Raw genomic sequence first — 13,946 nt, forward strand, 5'->3', positions numbered from 1 at the left:
CGATCGGCCGGCTGATCAGGCCCGCGCAACGCGTTACTTCATCTGCATCAGTTGAATGAGGTTCCCGCACGTATCGTCGATCACGGCGACGCGTACGGGCCCCGCGTCCATCGGCTCCAGCGTGAAGCGCACACCGTGTGCGGTAAGCCATGCGAACTCGCCATCGAGATCGTCGACCTGGAACGACGCCGCCGGAATGCCGTCTTCATACAGCGCCTGTTTGTAAGGTCCGACCGCACGATGGTTGCTCGGCTCGAGCAACAACTCGGTGCCGTCCGGCTGGTCCTTCGACACGACGGTCAGCCAGCGGTAGTCGCCCACCGGGATGTTGTTCTTCAGCCTGAAGCCGAGCTTGTCGGTATAGAACGTCAACGCCTTGTCCTGATCGTCGACAAAAATACTCGTCACGTAGATTCGCATTTCAATCCCTCCTGAAGCGGCAATCGGCAACCGCCGTTCGTACGGTCACGCTGCATCATCGATAACAGGCAACGCCCGTGCCGCTATTCTTCGTCGAAATCAATGACAAACGCATAACCGCCGTCGATCCGCTTGTGCAGGCAGCCGTCGAAATCGTCGCCGATCACCGCGAATAACCGACGCGTTGCGCGTGCCCGCTTACGTGATCTGGTACGTCGACGCCGGCACGAACTCCTCCGGCATCGGCCGATCGCCCAGCTCGAGCACCGACCGCTCGATCGTGCGCGTCATCGCATCGAGCGCGAGCGCATTCGGCGCGAGGCCGAACGGTTCGGCGACCTCGTTCGCGATCGCTTCGAGTGCGATCAGCGTGTACGAGATGAACACGCAGATCAACGGCGTGAAGAACTCCGTCGAATCGACGAGGCCGAACGGCAGCAGCACGCAGTACGCATACACCGTGCGGTGCAGCAGCACGCTGTACGAGAACGGGATCGGCGTCGACAGGATGCGCTCGCAACCACCCACCGACTTGCCCAGTTCGTCGAGCTGCGTCTCGAACATCCAGCACGTCGCGTCGCTGCCGGGCGCGCGGCCCAGCGCGCGGACAATGCCGCCGCGCAGCTCGTCGAGGATCGCGACCGGCTTGAAGCATTTGCGTGCGAGCGCGCCGGCACGCTCCGCGCCGAGGATGCGCTGCAGGTCTTCGGTCGGATCGGTATGGCGCAGCTGATGCTTCAGCGCATACGTGAACGCGATCAGCAGATCGGCGAGCCGGTTGCGCTCGGCATCGCCGACGCTGTCGGGCAGGTAGCGATTCAGTTGCGACGTCACGTTGCGCGCCGCGATCAGCAGGTTGCCCCACAGATGCCGCGCCTCCTTGAAGCGCTCGAAGCTCGCGTTGTTGCGAAACGCGAGGAAGATCGCGAGCGCGAGCCCGAACAGCGTGAACGGCGCGGTGTTGAGCGGAATCTTCTCGCCGAAGATGCGCCCGTTCGTGAAGACCGCCAGCGTGCTGACGATCGCCATGAACACCAGTTGCGGAATGATCGATTGCAGCACGGAGCCGTTCCAGACGAACAGCATCCTGAGCCAGTTTTGTCGTGGTCTGACGATCATGGTTGTTTCTCGACTGACAAAGGAATACGCAACACGGAACGCCCGCACCCGATGTGCAACGGCCCGCGCGTGGCGGGCCGCTTTCGGGCAGGGGACGTGCCGGGGCCGCGCTGCGCGCGATGATACGCCCACGTCCGCCACGCCCCGTCACATCGCGCGCCGCTCAGTGATAGCCGATGTCGCCCTCGCGCACCTTGCCGCGAAACACGCGGTACTGCATCGCGTTGTACACGAGGATGATCGGCAGCACGATCACCGTGCCGACGAGCGCGAACAGCTGGCTCGAATGGCTCGACGACGCGTCCCAGATCGTCAGCGACGGCGGCACGATGTTCGGCCAGATGCTGATCACGAGCCCCGTGTAGCCGAGGAACACGAGTGCGAGCGTCAGCAGGAACGGCGTGGCCTCGTGCTGGCGCTTCACCGTGTGGAAGATACCCCACACGCACGCGACGACGAGGACCGGCACCGGCAGGAACCAGCCGAGGTTGCCGCTGCCGAACCAGCGGTGCGCGACGGCCGGCAAGCCGATTACGGTCCACAGGCTGACGACGGCCATCACGGCGAGCAACACACCCGCGAGCGGCTTCATCAGCAGCCGCATCTTGCGCTGCAGTTCGCCGTCGACCTTCAGGATCAGCCAGCCGCAGCCGAGCGTCGCATACGTGACGAGCACGCCGATCCCGCAGAGCAGGCTGAACGGCGACAGCCAGTCGAACGGCCCGCCCGCGAACTGGTTGTTCTCGATCTTGATGCCCTGCAGCAGCGAACCGAGCACGATCCCCTGGCAGAACGCCGCGAGCGCGGAGCCGCCGATGAACGCGAGATCCCACATGTGTTGCGTGCGAGTCGCCTTCGCACGCAGTTCGAACGCCGCGCCGCGGAAGATCAGCCCGACCAGCATCAGCACCAGCGGCAGGTAATTCGCGGGCAGCAGCGTCGAATACACGACCGGGAACGCGCCGTAGAGCCCCGCGCCGCCGAGCACCAGGAACGTCTCGTTGCCGTCCCACACCGGCGCGACGGTGTCGAGCATCACTTGCCGCTCGGACTTCGCATCGAAGAACGGGAACAGCAGGCCGATGCCGAGATCGAAGCCGTCCAGCATCACGTAGATGAACACGCCGAGGCCGATGATCGCGGCCCAGACGACAGGAAGATCGATTTGCATGGTTACTCCGCTTCGGTGACGTTCAGCGGCGTGGACAGCGCGCTCTTGCGCAGCCCCGGATGCCGGTGCAGCTCGATGTACCCGGCCTGGGCGGCCGGCCCGCGCTTCATCAGTTTCATCATGTAATAGATACCCGTTCCGAACACCAGGAAATACACGACCACGAAGATCAGCAGCGACACGCCGACCTGCTGCGCGCTGAGCGGCGCGACCGAATCGACGGTGCGCAGCACGCCGTACACGGTCCACGGCTGCCGTCCGACCTCGGTCGTGATCCAGCCGGCCAGCAGCGCGACGATGCCCGACGGCCCCATGCCCACCACGAACCACTGGAACCAGCGCGTTTCATACAGGCGCCCGCCCTTTCTCAGCAGCAGCCCGAGCAGCGCGGTCAGCAGCATCAGCATCCCGAGGCCCGCCATGATCCGGAACGTCCAGAACACGATCGGCGAATACGGGCGGTCCTGCGGCGGGAACTCCTTCAGCCCGCGGATTTCGCCATCCCAGCTGTGCGTGAGGATCAGGCTGCCGAGGTGCGGCACCTGGATCGCATAGCGTGTGGTTTCGGCCTGCATGTCGGGCAGCCCGACGAGGTTCAGCGCGGTGCCGCCCTTCTCGGTTTCCCACAGCCCCTCGATCGCCGCGATCTTCGCCGGCTGATATTCGCGCGTGTTGAGCCCGTGCGCGTCGCCGACGACGATCTGGATCGGCGCGAGCAGCAGCAGCATCCACAGCGCCATCGAGAAGCTGCGCTTCACCGGCTCGTCGCGGCGGCCCTTCAGCAGATGCCACGCGCCGCACGCGGCCACGATGAAGCCCGCGACGATGAACGCCGCGATCGTCATGTGCACGAGACGATACGGGAACGACGGATTGAAGATGATCTTGAACCAGTCGACCGGCACGACGAGGCCGTTCTCGATTTTGTAGCCCTGCGGCGTCTGCATGAAGCTGTTCGACGCGAGAATCCAGAACGTCGAGATCAGCGTGCCGACCGCGACCATCAGCGTCGCGAAGAAGTGCGCGCGCGGGCTCACGCGTTGCCAGCCGAACAGCATCACGCCGAGGAAGCCGGCCTCGAGGAAGAACGCCGTCAGCACTTCATACGTGAGCAGCGGCCCCGTGATGTTGCCCGCGACGCGCGAGAAGCCGGCCCAGTTCGTGCCGAACTCGTATGCCATCACGACGCCGGAGACCACCCCCATCCCGAAGCCGATCGCAAAGATCTTCGACCAGAACTGGAACATGGATTTGTAGGCGGCGTCGCCGGTGACGAGATAACGCCATTCCAGCACCGCCAGGAAGCTCGCCATGCCGATGCTGATCGCGGGAAACACGATGTGGAACGACACCGTGAACGCGAATTGCAATCGTGCGAGATGGAACGCATCGAAGATTTCCATGACCGTAATTTGCTCGTGATTGTGAGAACGTCCGCCCGAAGCAGGAAATCGCGCGACGGCTTGGCGACAACACATGCGAACACAAACGATCGCTCGCATGGCATCGAAGCGTGAACGACGATATCGCGTTTGCCACGATACTCGCAATCGCGCGAACGCGTCCTGAAACTGTGCTTTCCGTCCCGGCAAAGATGTGTGTCCGGAAAAGACACAACCGGCGCCGGGCGTCGCGAGCTGTACTGCTTTCCGCGTTGCGACGCTGTGCCTGCGGCGCGCTGTTCACCGCCCTTACCATGTGATGCAACGCCTGCCCGCGGCGACGGCGCGCCCCTCGGCGCCCGCCCGGCGGCATCGATTCCCGTCGCCCGGCATACGCGCCGGGCCCGGCCGGCACGCCGGCCGATCCGCCTGGAGAAAAACGCATGGAGTCCTGCACCCGCCGCGACGATCCGACCGGCAGCACCGCGTGTCATGTGACGCGCCATCGTGCCGGCGAAACGCGCGACACCGTCGATCGCGTCGTCGACGAAACGCCGGTTGCACTCGTGTTCAATGGCATCTCGCACACGGTCATGATGGCGACGCCGATCGACCTCGACGCGTTCGGGCTCGGCTTCGCGTTGAGCGAAGGCATCGTCGAGCGCGCGTCCGACGTGTTCGACATCGAGAGCGAATGCCGGCCCGGCAGCGCCGAAGTGCGGCTCACCGTGTCGCAGCAGGCGTTCATGGCACTGAAGGCGCACCGCCGCGCGCTGGCCGGCCGCACGGGCTGCGGCGTATGCGGGATCGAAAGCATCGCGCAGCTCGATCTGCACCCGCCGCGCATCGATGCCGCCGGCGCGGCCGCCAGCATCGGCGCCGACGCGATCGCACGCGCCGCGCGCGCGTTGCCGGCCCACCAGACGCTGATGCGCGAGACGGGCGGCATCCACGCGGCCGCATGGTGCGACCGCGGCGGCGCCGTGCTCGACGTGTTCGAGGACGTCGGCCGCCACAACGCGCTCGACAAGCTGATCGGCCGGCTCGCGCGGCGCCGCGCCGACCTGCACGCGGGTTTCGTGTTCCTGTCGAGCCGCGCGAGCTACGAACTGGTGCGCAAGGCCGCGCGGGTCGGCATCCCGATGATCGCGACGATCTCGGCGCCGACGTCGCTGGCGATCGACGTCGCCCGCGAAGCCGGCGTGCGGCTGCTCGGCTTCTGCCGCAACGACGGCTTCGTCGAATACGTGTCGCCCGACGCCGCCCATCCCGACCAACCGGCGCTTTCGCAAGCGCATCCGGCTCTCTCGTCATGAAACAACTGATCGATTTCGACACCGCCCAGCAGCATTTCGCCGGCGCGTTCGCGCCGCCGGACGCGGTCGTTTCCATGCCCGTCGCGGACGCGGCCGGCCACGTGCTGGCCGCACCGTTAACCGCCGTGCTCGACCAGCCGCCGGCCGACCAGAGTGCGATGGACGGCTACGCCGTGCGTCACGCGGATCTCGCGCACGGCGAGCCGCTGCGCGTCGCGCAGCGCTGCTATGCGGGCGACACGCCCGCGCCGCTGGCCGCGCGCACGGCCGCACGCATCTTCACCGGCAGCCTGATTCCGCCCGGCGCCGACACCGTCGTGATGCAAGAGCATGCGCACGAACAGGACGGCTGGGTCGCATTCGACGCGCCGCAGCGCAGCGGCTCGCACATCCGCCGCCGGGGCGAGGAAGTGCGTGCCGGCGACCTGCTCGTGCCGGCCGGCGTGCGGATGGGCGCGATGCACGTCGGCGTGGCCGCCGCGCAAGGTTTCGCGCGCATCGGCGTGCGCCCGGCGCTGCGCGTCGGCATCCTGACGACCGGCGACGAACTCGTCGCGTGCGGCCAACCGCGTGCGCCGCAGCAGATCTACAACAGCAATGCGCCGATGCTCGCCGCGCTGGTATCGGGAACCGGTGCCGGCGTTGCGATGAGCCTGCATGCGGCCGATACGGCGCCCGCCGTCGATCGTGCGCTGCGCGACCTGCACGCGTGTTGCGACCTGGTGATCTGCGTCGGCGGCGCGTCGGCCGGCGACAAGGACCTGCTGCGCCCCGCGCTGGCCGCGCTCGGCGCATCGTTCGTCGTCGGCGGCGTGCGCATGAAACCCGGCAAGCCGGTCGCGCTCGCGCGGCTCGACGCGCGGCCCGTCGTGCTGCTGCCCGGCAATCCGGGCGCCGCGATGACGGCGTTCGCGCTGTTCGTCGCACCGCTGATCCGCTGCCTGCAGGGGCGCGACGCGTGCGTGCCGATCGTGCCGTCGCTGCCGGTCGACATCGACTTCGAGCCGGATGCGCAGCGCGAGCGCTTCGTGCGCGTGCGCCGGACCATCGGCGCCGACGGCTCGGCCGTGCTCGACACGCTGCGGCAGCAAGGCGCCGGCACGCTGCAATCGCTCGTGCAGGCGAGCGGGCTCGCGCGGCTGCCGGCCGGGAAGCGCATCGCGCGCGGCGACGCGGTGCCGTATTACGAATTCGCGCATTGGCTCGCATGATCGCGACGCCGGATAGCCGCCCGATGCCGCGCATTCGCCGCGCACCCCGTACGGCGAACTGTATTCCTGCAATTCGGGCGCGATTGTGTCCCTGCCGCAAAAGTCCGGCGGACTATGCTCACGATGAGGCTCGCCACGACCTGTGCACCGATACGCCGGCACGCACGCGGTCGATCGGCGACGCCCCTCCGCTTACTTCATGCAGGCCGACGACCCGATCGTGAATGCCATCGTTTCCGCCACGCCGGCCGCCGCCGCATCCTCCGGCGGCGCATCGCCCGGCGCCTTTCCCCGCACGACCGACACGCTCGGCCGCCCGCTGCGCGACCTGCGCCTGTCCGTCATCGACCAATGCAATTTCCGCTGCGGCTACTGCATGCCGCGCGAAAGCTTCGGCGCCGGCTACGCATTCATGCCGTCGTCCGAGCGGCTGTCGTTCGCGCAACTGGAAAAGATCGCACGCGCGTTCACGTCGCTCGGCGTCGAAAAAATCCGCATCACCGGCGGCGAGCCGCTGTTGCGCCGCAATCTCGAGGCGCTGATCGAACGGCTCGCGGCACTGACGACCGTCGACGGCAAGCCCGTCGAAATCGCGCTGACGACCAACGGTTCGCTGCTCGCCGCGAAGGCGCGCTCGCTGCGCGACGCGGGGCTGTCGCGCGTGACCGTGAGCCTCGATGCGCTCGACGATGCGGTGTTCCGCCGGATGAGCGACGCCGACGTGCCCGTGTCGCGCGTGCTGGCCGGCATCGAAGCCGCGCATGCGGCCGGGCTCGCGCCGGTCAAGGTCAACGCGGTGATCGAACGCGGCGCGAACGACGACCAGATCCTGCCGCTCGTGCGTCACTTCCGGCATAGCGGCGTGGCCGTGCGCTTCATCGAATACATGGACGTCGGCGGCGCGAGCTTCTGGTCCGGCGACAAGGTCGTGCCGGCCGCGCGGATGCGCGAGCTGATCGACGAGCACTATCCGCTCGTGCTGGTCGGCGAACCGGGGCACGACGCGACCGCGATCCGTTGCGCGCACATCGACGGCGCCGGCGAGGTCGGCTTCATCGCGAGCGTGTCGCATCCGTTCTGCGGCACCTGCTCGCGCGCACGCGTGTCGGCCGACGGCAAGCTTTATACGTGCCTGTTCGCGACCCAGGGCACCGACCTGCGGCCGTGGCTCGACGACGCGGCGCCGGTCGACACGCTCGCCGCCGCCGTGCGCGATCGCTGGACGCGGCGCGACGACCGCTATTCCGAGCGCCGGGCCGCACGGCCGGCTCGTGCGCCGGGCAAGACCTATCCGACCGTGCGCATGTCGCTCGTCGGCGGCTGACGGGCCGCCGCGCGATACGGGGCGCACCGCCTACAGGAGAACCGTGATGACGAGCTTCACCGAATCCCGCGCCGGACTGCCGGACGATCCGTTACGCGCCGCCAGCCATTCCCATTCCGCCGACGCCACCGAGCCGAACACCGAGCCGCCGCCGGCGATTGCCGCCGGCTTCGAAGTGCGCGTGCAGTACGCTGCGATCGACGCGGGTGCCGAGCTAGCACCGATCGTTCGCAATCCGAATGTCGGCGCGGTCGTGAATTTCCTCGGTGTCGTGCGTAACGAAGGCGACGTCGACGACGTCATCGCGCTCGAGGTCGAGCACTATCCGACGATGACCGAACAGGCCCTGTGGAGCATCGTCGAGGAAGCCAGCGCGCGCTGGCGGCTCGAAGCGGTCAGGATCGTGCACCGCGTCGGGCGCATTCCGCTCGGCCAGGCGGTCGTGCTGGTCGTGGTGGCTGCCGCGCATCGCGGGTCCGCGTTCGATGCATGCGAATTCCTGATGGACTTCCTGAAGACCCACGCACCGTTCTGGAAGAAGGAGATCCGGCACGACGGCGAATCCGGCTGGGTCGAGGCGAAGGCGCACGACGACCAGGCAATGCGGCGCTGGGGCTGACCGCGCCCGCTTCGCGTTTTCCGATTCCGCCGATTCCGATTCCATTCAAGACATCGCGATGAAACTGACAATCAAATACTTTGCAAGCATTCGCGAGCAACTCGATACCGACGAGGAAATCGTCGAGATCGATGCGCGCGAACTTACCGTCGATGCGCTGCGCAGCACGCTGGCCGCGCGCGACGCGCGCAGCGCCGAAGCGCTGCGGATGGACCGGCCCGTGCGGGCGGCCGTCAATCTCGAGATGGTGACGGGCGGCTTCGTCGTGCGGGAAGATAGCGAAGTGGCGTTTTTTCCGCCGGTGACGGGCGGGTGACATGATGATGGGCCGCAATTCGTCACGACGTCGACGGCCCCGTGCAGCACACGCCCGCGGGTTTCGAGAATTACCGCCGGGCGGTCGGCGTCGCGGCGCGGCTGAAGGATTTCGGCGCGCCCGGCGTGTTCACCGGGATCACGGTGTTCATGCGACTGGTGGCCATGATCACGGGGCCGTTGCATCGACGGGTTGAGTCCGCACCGGTAATCGGCCATTCGACTCGGCGAAATCGCCGGAAGCCGTTGTCATCGGTCGAACTTGATCAAGTCCTTGAAGATCAGCCGACCCCAGCTTTTCCCGCGCGCATGCACAAGCAGTCCACCTTCCGAAAGCCCGCCAAGTTCGATTGGCGCGAAACCGAGATTTTCCGCAAGCTCGCCAATCTTCGCTGCGGCGCCGTCATCGTCGCTCGCGAGGAACACGACTCTCCTGCCACCGTGGACGGCCGGATCCTGACCAAGGACGGCCGCGACCAGATGGTTGAAGCCTTTCACCAGCCTGGCTCCGGTGAACACCTTCGCGACGAAAGCAGAGGACGGGAGACCGCTCAGTTCCTCAAGCGGGGCCTGCGTGTTCATCGCGTCGACGATGGTCTTCCCCGTCCAGTCGGGCAGTGCTTTTGCGACCTCCGGGTGCGACTCGAAACGAACTGCCAGAAAGATGATGTCCGCCTTGACGGCTTCAGTCAGGGTTTTGGGAACAATCGTGGGTCCGATCGCGGCTGCCTCGGCTGCAAAGCTTTTCGGGTCGCGCGTGGTTGCAACGGCTACTTCGATACCGTTACGGGCGAACGCCCTGGCCAGCGCCTGGCCGATCTTGCCGAAGCCGATGATTGCGTAGCTCATGAGTTTCTCCTTCGGTTTTTCGGTGCGATCAGAGCTTGTAGCCGCCGCTCGCTTCGATCGTCTGGCCAGTCACCCAATGGCCATCATCGGAAGCCAGGAACGCCACGACGGCGGCGATTTCCGAAGGCTCGCCGCAGCGCCCCAGCGCGATTTGGGCCTCGAGCGCCTTGACGAGTTCGGGGTTCTCCCGCAAGGCTGCGTTCGCATCCGTTCGCGTGTAGCCCGGCGCCACGGCGTTCGCGGTGATGCCACGCGGCCCCAGCTCGATTGCGAGCGTATGGGTCAGGGTGTTGATGGCCGCTTTCGCCATCGAGTAGACGGGCGCAGCCGTCACGGGCTTCGTTGCGGCAGCGGAAGAAATGTTGATGATGCGTCCACCATCGGCGAGACGATCGAGAGCGGCCTGAATGATGAAGAAGGGCGCGCGGGCGTAGACCGCCATCAGGGTGTCCCAACTCTCCGGCGTCGCGTCCTTGAAGCCAACCCAGCCGGAATTGCCCGCGTTGTTGACCAGAATGTCGAGGGCCTTGCTTCCGTTCCGCCTGGTGAACTCGTCGTCAAGTCTCTCGAACAAGGCCGGGACGGTCGCCGGGTCGACGAGATCCGCATGGATCGCGAACGCGGTGCCTCCCGCTTTCTCGATGGCCGCGACCGCCTCGTCTGCGCCGGATTTGCTGGCATTGTAGGTCAGCGCGACCATCGCGCCGTCCTTTGCAAGACGTTCGGCGATGGCGCGGCCAATGCCCCGCGATGCCCCGGTAACGAGCGCTGTTTTGCCCTTCAGAGATTGTGTCATTCGTTTATTTCCTCAGAGTTGTGCGAGGCCACCGTCAACGGCGATCTCGCTGGCGGTCATGAAGCTGCTGTCCGACGACGCAAGAAAGGCGGCCACCGCCCCGATCTCCGCCGGATCGGCCATACGCTGGAGCGGATTGAGCGAAGCGAAGACCTTCATGCCTTCCTCGCCTAGCGCTTCCTTCGCGAGTTCGGTCGCGGTCGGCCCAGGGGACAGCACGTTCACCCGGATACCGGTGCCCTTCAGGTCCTCTGCCCAGGTCCGTGCGAGGTTGCGCACGGCCGCCTTGCTCGCGCTGTAGGCGCTGAATGCCGGGGCGCCCGTGGTGCCGGCGCTCGATCCGGTCAGGATGATCGAACCGCCCTGGCCCATCAGAGGCAGCGCCTTCTGGACCGTGAAGATCGAACCCTTCACGTTGGTGTCGAAGATTTCGTCGATGTGCCCGGCGGTAATCTGGCCGAGCGGCAGCTGGCTTCCCGCCCCGGCATTGGCGAAGACGACGTCAAGGGTTCCGCGCTCGGCCTTCACCGCCGCGTAGAGCCGGTCGAGGTCGGCCAGGTCGGAGACCGAGCCATTCACTGCGCGGGCATTGGGCCCGAGGTCGGCCACGGCGGCGTCGAGTGCTTCCTGCCGGCGGCCGAAGATGAAGACGAAGGCGCCCTCCTCTATGAAGCGCTTTGCCGCGGCGCGGCCGATGCCGGTAGCGCCACCGGTGATCACCGCGGTCTTTCCATTCAGTCTGTTCATGCCCTGCATCCTTCGAAACAAAAGCGACAAACCGATTCTGAGGCCCTTGATTCATAAAGCCAATTGACTGAATATCTATAAATACCATCTACTTTCTAGATAAATATGTTGGACAACGTCACCATCAATCAACTTCGGGCATTCGTCGCCGTGTGTGACCAGGGGAGCTTTTCCGGAGCGGCACGGCAGCTAAGGCGTGCACAGTCCGCGATCAGTCATGCGATCAGCTCACTCGAGAGCGCCTTCGATGTGGTGCTGTTCGAGCGCAACACTCGCAAAGCGACGCTGACGGCCGCGGGCCGCAGCCTTCTGCCTGACGCGCGTGGGGTGATCTCACGCACCGAGGAAATGAAGATGCGTGCGGTTGCGATTGCCGAAGCCGGGGTCCCACAGGTCTCGATTGCCGTGGACACCTATTTCCCGCGTGCGCACCTGATCGAATGCCTGCGCGCCTTGCAGGCGGACTTTCCAACGGTTGCAATCAATCTGCGCATGACAACCATGCAGGGCGGCGAGCGTTTGGTTCTCGAAGGCACGTGCGCATTGGCGGTGACGATCACGGACGTGCCGGAGCTGAGCCCCGGCACCATCGAAAGGCTGCATCTATGCGACTCGCAAATGGTGACCGTCTGTGCACCATCGCATCCGCTGGCCTCGATCGCGGGGCCAATCCCGCGGGAGGAATTTGGCCGGCACATCCAGCTTGTTGTAACGGACAATCAGCCCGATGCGGAAAAGACACAACAGGGGGTCGCCAGTGAACGCCAGTGGTGGGTGAATGACCTCGGCGCGAAGCACGATCTGCTCAGCGGAGGCTTGTGCTGGGGCCACATGCCGCGCCATATGGTCGATGAAGACCTCGCGAAGGGAACACTTGTCGAACTCCAACGGCGCGCATGGCACATGCGTCCTCTCACCTTCATGATCTCGCTGAGGCGCGGGTACTCGATTTCCGAATGCGAGGCACGACTCGTTGAGCGTCTAGGCGATCGCCAGAGCTGCCCGAAGGATGCTACCCGGAGCCCGGTCTTGCACAAAACTAAAAAAGCCAGAAAGCCCGCCAAGCCTGAGGAGCAACCAGTACGGCCCGTCGCTCCTCGGCGGACGTCCGCAAAGTAGATGGCCGGCAGTCCGCTTTCTGGAAGCTTCGATGGCAGCAATGCTCAAAATCGAGCCGGTCGGATCCTTGAGAATCAACCGGCGGAAACGGATGGCGGATTCGGCCGGCTGCATCGGGCGGCGGTCGGCTCCGGATTCAACCCGTCAATTCCGCAGAGCTGTCATTCAGACGGCTGGTTCGCTCTGGAACCTGCCAGATGGGGACGCTTGAATGTCGAAAGGCGCACCGCACAGCTTGACTGTAACGGGTACGCCTTCTCAAGTTGGTCGATAGCAATCACTCAGGACGCTGAGCCAGTTGTTTTTTTGCTTCGAGCTGTTGCCTCGATAGAAGGTCAGCTTTCTGCCCCAACTGCTTCTTCGATTCCAACTGCTGTCTCGATACCAAGTCGGCTTTTTGCGCTAATTGTTTCTTTGCTTCGAGCTGTTGCTTTGATTGGAGGTCAGCTTTCTGCGCCAATTGCTTCTTTGCTTCCAATTGCAACGCAACGATATTCTGGCTCATAATGGCTCCGATTGTTTAAACGTCGGGATCTTCGAAATAACAAACGCTTTCTGCTCGTGCGTAAGGTTTTCGAGTAGTGCCTGTGGCGTCAAGGCTTTGGGGTCAAACGCACAACCTTCGGTAAGGCTTGGGTTCTCTCCTTTTTGCAAACGCCGGACCTGTTCATCGAATCCCGCCTGACAAAGGTTGGAAAGTGGACATGAAAGGCATGGTGTGCGGTCCCTCGTTGCCGGTAGGTACTTTTGTTCGCTAATGCAATACTCTTCGAACTCGGGCCCGGCATACAGACTGGATGCAGGAAAGCTGAACGTATGTTGTTCTTTCAAAATTTCCTCCAGAGTGGGGCGTCGGCATCCGTCTGCGATAGTCAAACCGATGTACCATTCCCGCAGCATAGATTTCCGTCCGGGAAAGTAATTTCGACTCGGATTACCTTTGCAACAATAGACATTTTTAGCAAGTTCGCACTAAGGAATACCCTAGCAAAATTCGTGAATTGTCCGTGCGTTATTGCACAAACTTAAAATTCACTCATTCTGTCGAATTTTGTTACTGCGATGTATAGCGAAAATTTAACGACTGATTGCGGTATGAAGACGGTCATCGCGATATCGCGAGTTCGACTGTCTGTTCAGGGTCGGGTTGAGCCAGTCGCGGTTTGTCGGAGCGGGCACCGACCGGGTTGAATCCGCAGCCAACAAGAGCCGGTCGAGTTTGCATGCAAAACGGTACAAAACCGTCGATTGCGTTGCGCCGCAATCGAAGACGCCTGGATGCCCCGGATGACAGCAATACGACGACGTTGCAAATCTCACACACAAAAAAGAATACGGGGTTGACGGTTTTTTACATCGATGATGCTTCATCATACGAATTCGCACCCCACTCAAGCCCTCAAACGCGCCAGATCGGCACAGTGGCGGCATGACGATGACGGAGCCGCGGAAATCGGCCATCGATATGTCGCTTATATCGTGGTCGCCGCGGCGGCTGTTGCCGGTCCGATCGAGGTTGCAGCCCTTCGTGCGGGATGCGTGACCGCGTACGCAACGT

The 13,946-nt window shown here is 64.4% G+C and carries 16 protein-coding genes; 7 read left to right on the forward strand and 9 right to left on the reverse strand.

Annotated elements, in window-relative coordinates:
- Window positions 1–33: 33 nt before the first annotated feature.
- From BT264_RS14920 to BT264_RS14935, 4 genes are all read right to left on the reverse strand, one after another.
- Entirely contained in the window at window positions 34–420 is a 387-nt protein-coding gene (locus BT264_RS14920; RefSeq protein ID WP_072437803.1) for a VOC family protein, read from the reverse strand.
- A gap of 198 nt (window positions 421–618) precedes the next feature.
- On the reverse strand, window positions 619–1,539 hold the full coding sequence (locus BT264_RS14925; RefSeq protein WP_072437802.1) for a bestrophin family protein: 921 nt from the start codon (window positions 1,537–1,539) through the stop codon (window positions 619–621).
- A gap of 163 nt (window positions 1,540–1,702) precedes the next feature.
- Entirely contained in the window at window positions 1,703–2,710 is a 1,008-nt protein-coding gene (cydB, locus tag BT264_RS14930; RefSeq protein ID WP_072437801.1) for a cytochrome d ubiquinol oxidase subunit II, read from the reverse strand.
- Between the two features lie 2 nt (window positions 2,711–2,712).
- Window positions 2,713–4,113 carry a cytochrome ubiquinol oxidase subunit I gene (locus BT264_RS14935; protein WP_072437800.1) on the reverse strand — a complete coding sequence of 467 codons (1,401 nt, stop codon included), beginning with the start codon at window positions 4,111–4,113 and terminating at the stop codon, window positions 2,713–2,715.
- A gap of 422 nt (window positions 4,114–4,535) precedes the next feature.
- On the opposite strand from BT264_RS14935, the gene fdhD reads away from it, so the two are divergent.
- From fdhD to moaD, 5 genes are all read left to right on the forward strand, one after another.
- Complete coding sequence (gene fdhD / locus BT264_RS14940; protein WP_072437799.1) at window positions 4,536–5,408, forward strand: formate dehydrogenase accessory sulfurtransferase FdhD; 873 nt, start codon at window positions 4,536–4,538, stop codon at window positions 5,406–5,408.
- The gene (gene glp, locus BT264_RS14945) at window positions 5,405–6,619 is read left to right on the forward strand and encodes a molybdopterin molybdotransferase MoeA (protein ID WP_072437798.1); all 1,215 of its coding nucleotides are present in this window, start codon (window positions 5,405–5,407) and stop codon (window positions 6,617–6,619) included. Before fdhD ends, glp begins: the two co-directional genes overlap by 4 nt.
- Before the next feature lie 199 nt (window positions 6,620–6,818).
- The gene (moaA, locus tag BT264_RS14950; RefSeq protein ID WP_072437797.1) at window positions 6,819–7,943 is read left to right on the forward strand and encodes a GTP 3',8-cyclase MoaA; all 1,125 of its coding nucleotides are present in this window, start codon (window positions 6,819–6,821) and stop codon (window positions 7,941–7,943) included.
- A gap of 46 nt (window positions 7,944–7,989) precedes the next feature.
- Window positions 7,990–8,562 carry a molybdenum cofactor biosynthesis protein MoaE gene (locus tag BT264_RS14955; protein ID WP_072437796.1) on the forward strand — a complete coding sequence of 191 codons (573 nt, stop codon included), beginning with the start codon at window positions 7,990–7,992 and terminating at the stop codon, window positions 8,560–8,562.
- A 58-nt stretch (window positions 8,563–8,620) separates the two neighbouring features.
- Complete coding sequence (moaD, locus tag BT264_RS14960; protein ID WP_047904135.1) at window positions 8,621–8,878, forward strand: molybdopterin converting factor subunit 1; 258 nt, start codon at window positions 8,621–8,623, stop codon at window positions 8,876–8,878.
- A 248-nt stretch (window positions 8,879–9,126) separates the two neighbouring features.
- On the opposite strand, the gene BT264_RS14965 is transcribed toward moaD, so the two are convergent.
- From BT264_RS14965 to BT264_RS14975, 3 genes are read right to left on the reverse strand one after another with little or no spacing between them, the layout of a single operon-like run.
- Window positions 9,127–9,726, reverse strand: coding sequence for an NADPH-dependent F420 reductase (locus BT264_RS14965; RefSeq protein ID WP_072437795.1), 600 nt, complete (start codon window positions 9,724–9,726; stop codon window positions 9,127–9,129).
- A gap of 28 nt (window positions 9,727–9,754) precedes the next feature.
- The gene (locus tag BT264_RS14970) at window positions 9,755–10,522 is read right to left on the reverse strand and encodes an SDR family NAD(P)-dependent oxidoreductase (protein WP_072437794.1); all 768 of its coding nucleotides are present in this window, start codon (window positions 10,520–10,522) and stop codon (window positions 9,755–9,757) included.
- A 12-nt stretch (window positions 10,523–10,534) separates the two neighbouring features.
- Window positions 10,535–11,269: an SDR family NAD(P)-dependent oxidoreductase gene (locus tag BT264_RS14975; protein ID WP_072437986.1), complete on the reverse strand. Its 735-nt coding sequence runs from the start codon at window positions 11,267–11,269 to the stop codon at window positions 10,535–10,537.
- Window positions 11,270–11,374: 105 nt separating this feature from the next.
- Here BT264_RS14975 and BT264_RS14980 point away from each other — a divergent pair, with 105 nt between their 5' ends.
- Complete coding sequence (locus BT264_RS14980) at window positions 11,375–12,388, forward strand: LysR family transcriptional regulator (RefSeq protein WP_072437793.1); 1,014 nt, start codon at window positions 11,375–11,377, stop codon at window positions 12,386–12,388.
- Window positions 12,389–12,665: 277 nt separating this feature from the next.
- On the opposite strand, the gene BT264_RS14985 is transcribed toward BT264_RS14980, so the two are convergent.
- Both BT264_RS14985 and BT264_RS38165 read right to left on the reverse strand, forming a co-directional pair.
- A complete protein-coding gene (locus BT264_RS14985; RefSeq protein WP_072437792.1) occupies window positions 12,666–12,893 on the reverse strand; it encodes a hypothetical protein in 228 nt (75 codons plus the stop codon).
- Window positions 12,890–13,288, reverse strand: coding sequence for a hypothetical protein (locus tag BT264_RS38165; protein ID WP_143155705.1), 399 nt, complete (start codon window positions 13,286–13,288; stop codon window positions 12,890–12,892). The genes BT264_RS14985 and BT264_RS38165 overlap by 4 nt, the downstream gene beginning before the upstream one ends.
- A 323-nt stretch (window positions 13,289–13,611) precedes the next feature.
- On the opposite strand from BT264_RS38165, the gene BT264_RS38170 reads away from it, so the two are divergent.
- Window positions 13,612–13,821 carry a hypothetical protein gene (locus BT264_RS38170; protein ID WP_143155704.1) on the forward strand — a complete coding sequence of 70 codons (210 nt, stop codon included), beginning with the start codon at window positions 13,612–13,614 and terminating at the stop codon, window positions 13,819–13,821.
- The last annotated feature ends 125 nt before the right edge of the window (window positions 13,822–13,946 follow it).

Origin of the sequence: Burkholderia sp. NFPP32, from assembly GCF_900119325.1 — a bacterium.
Classification (GTDB): Bacteria; Pseudomonadota; Gammaproteobacteria; order Burkholderiales; family Burkholderiaceae; genus Burkholderia; species Burkholderia pyrrocinia_C.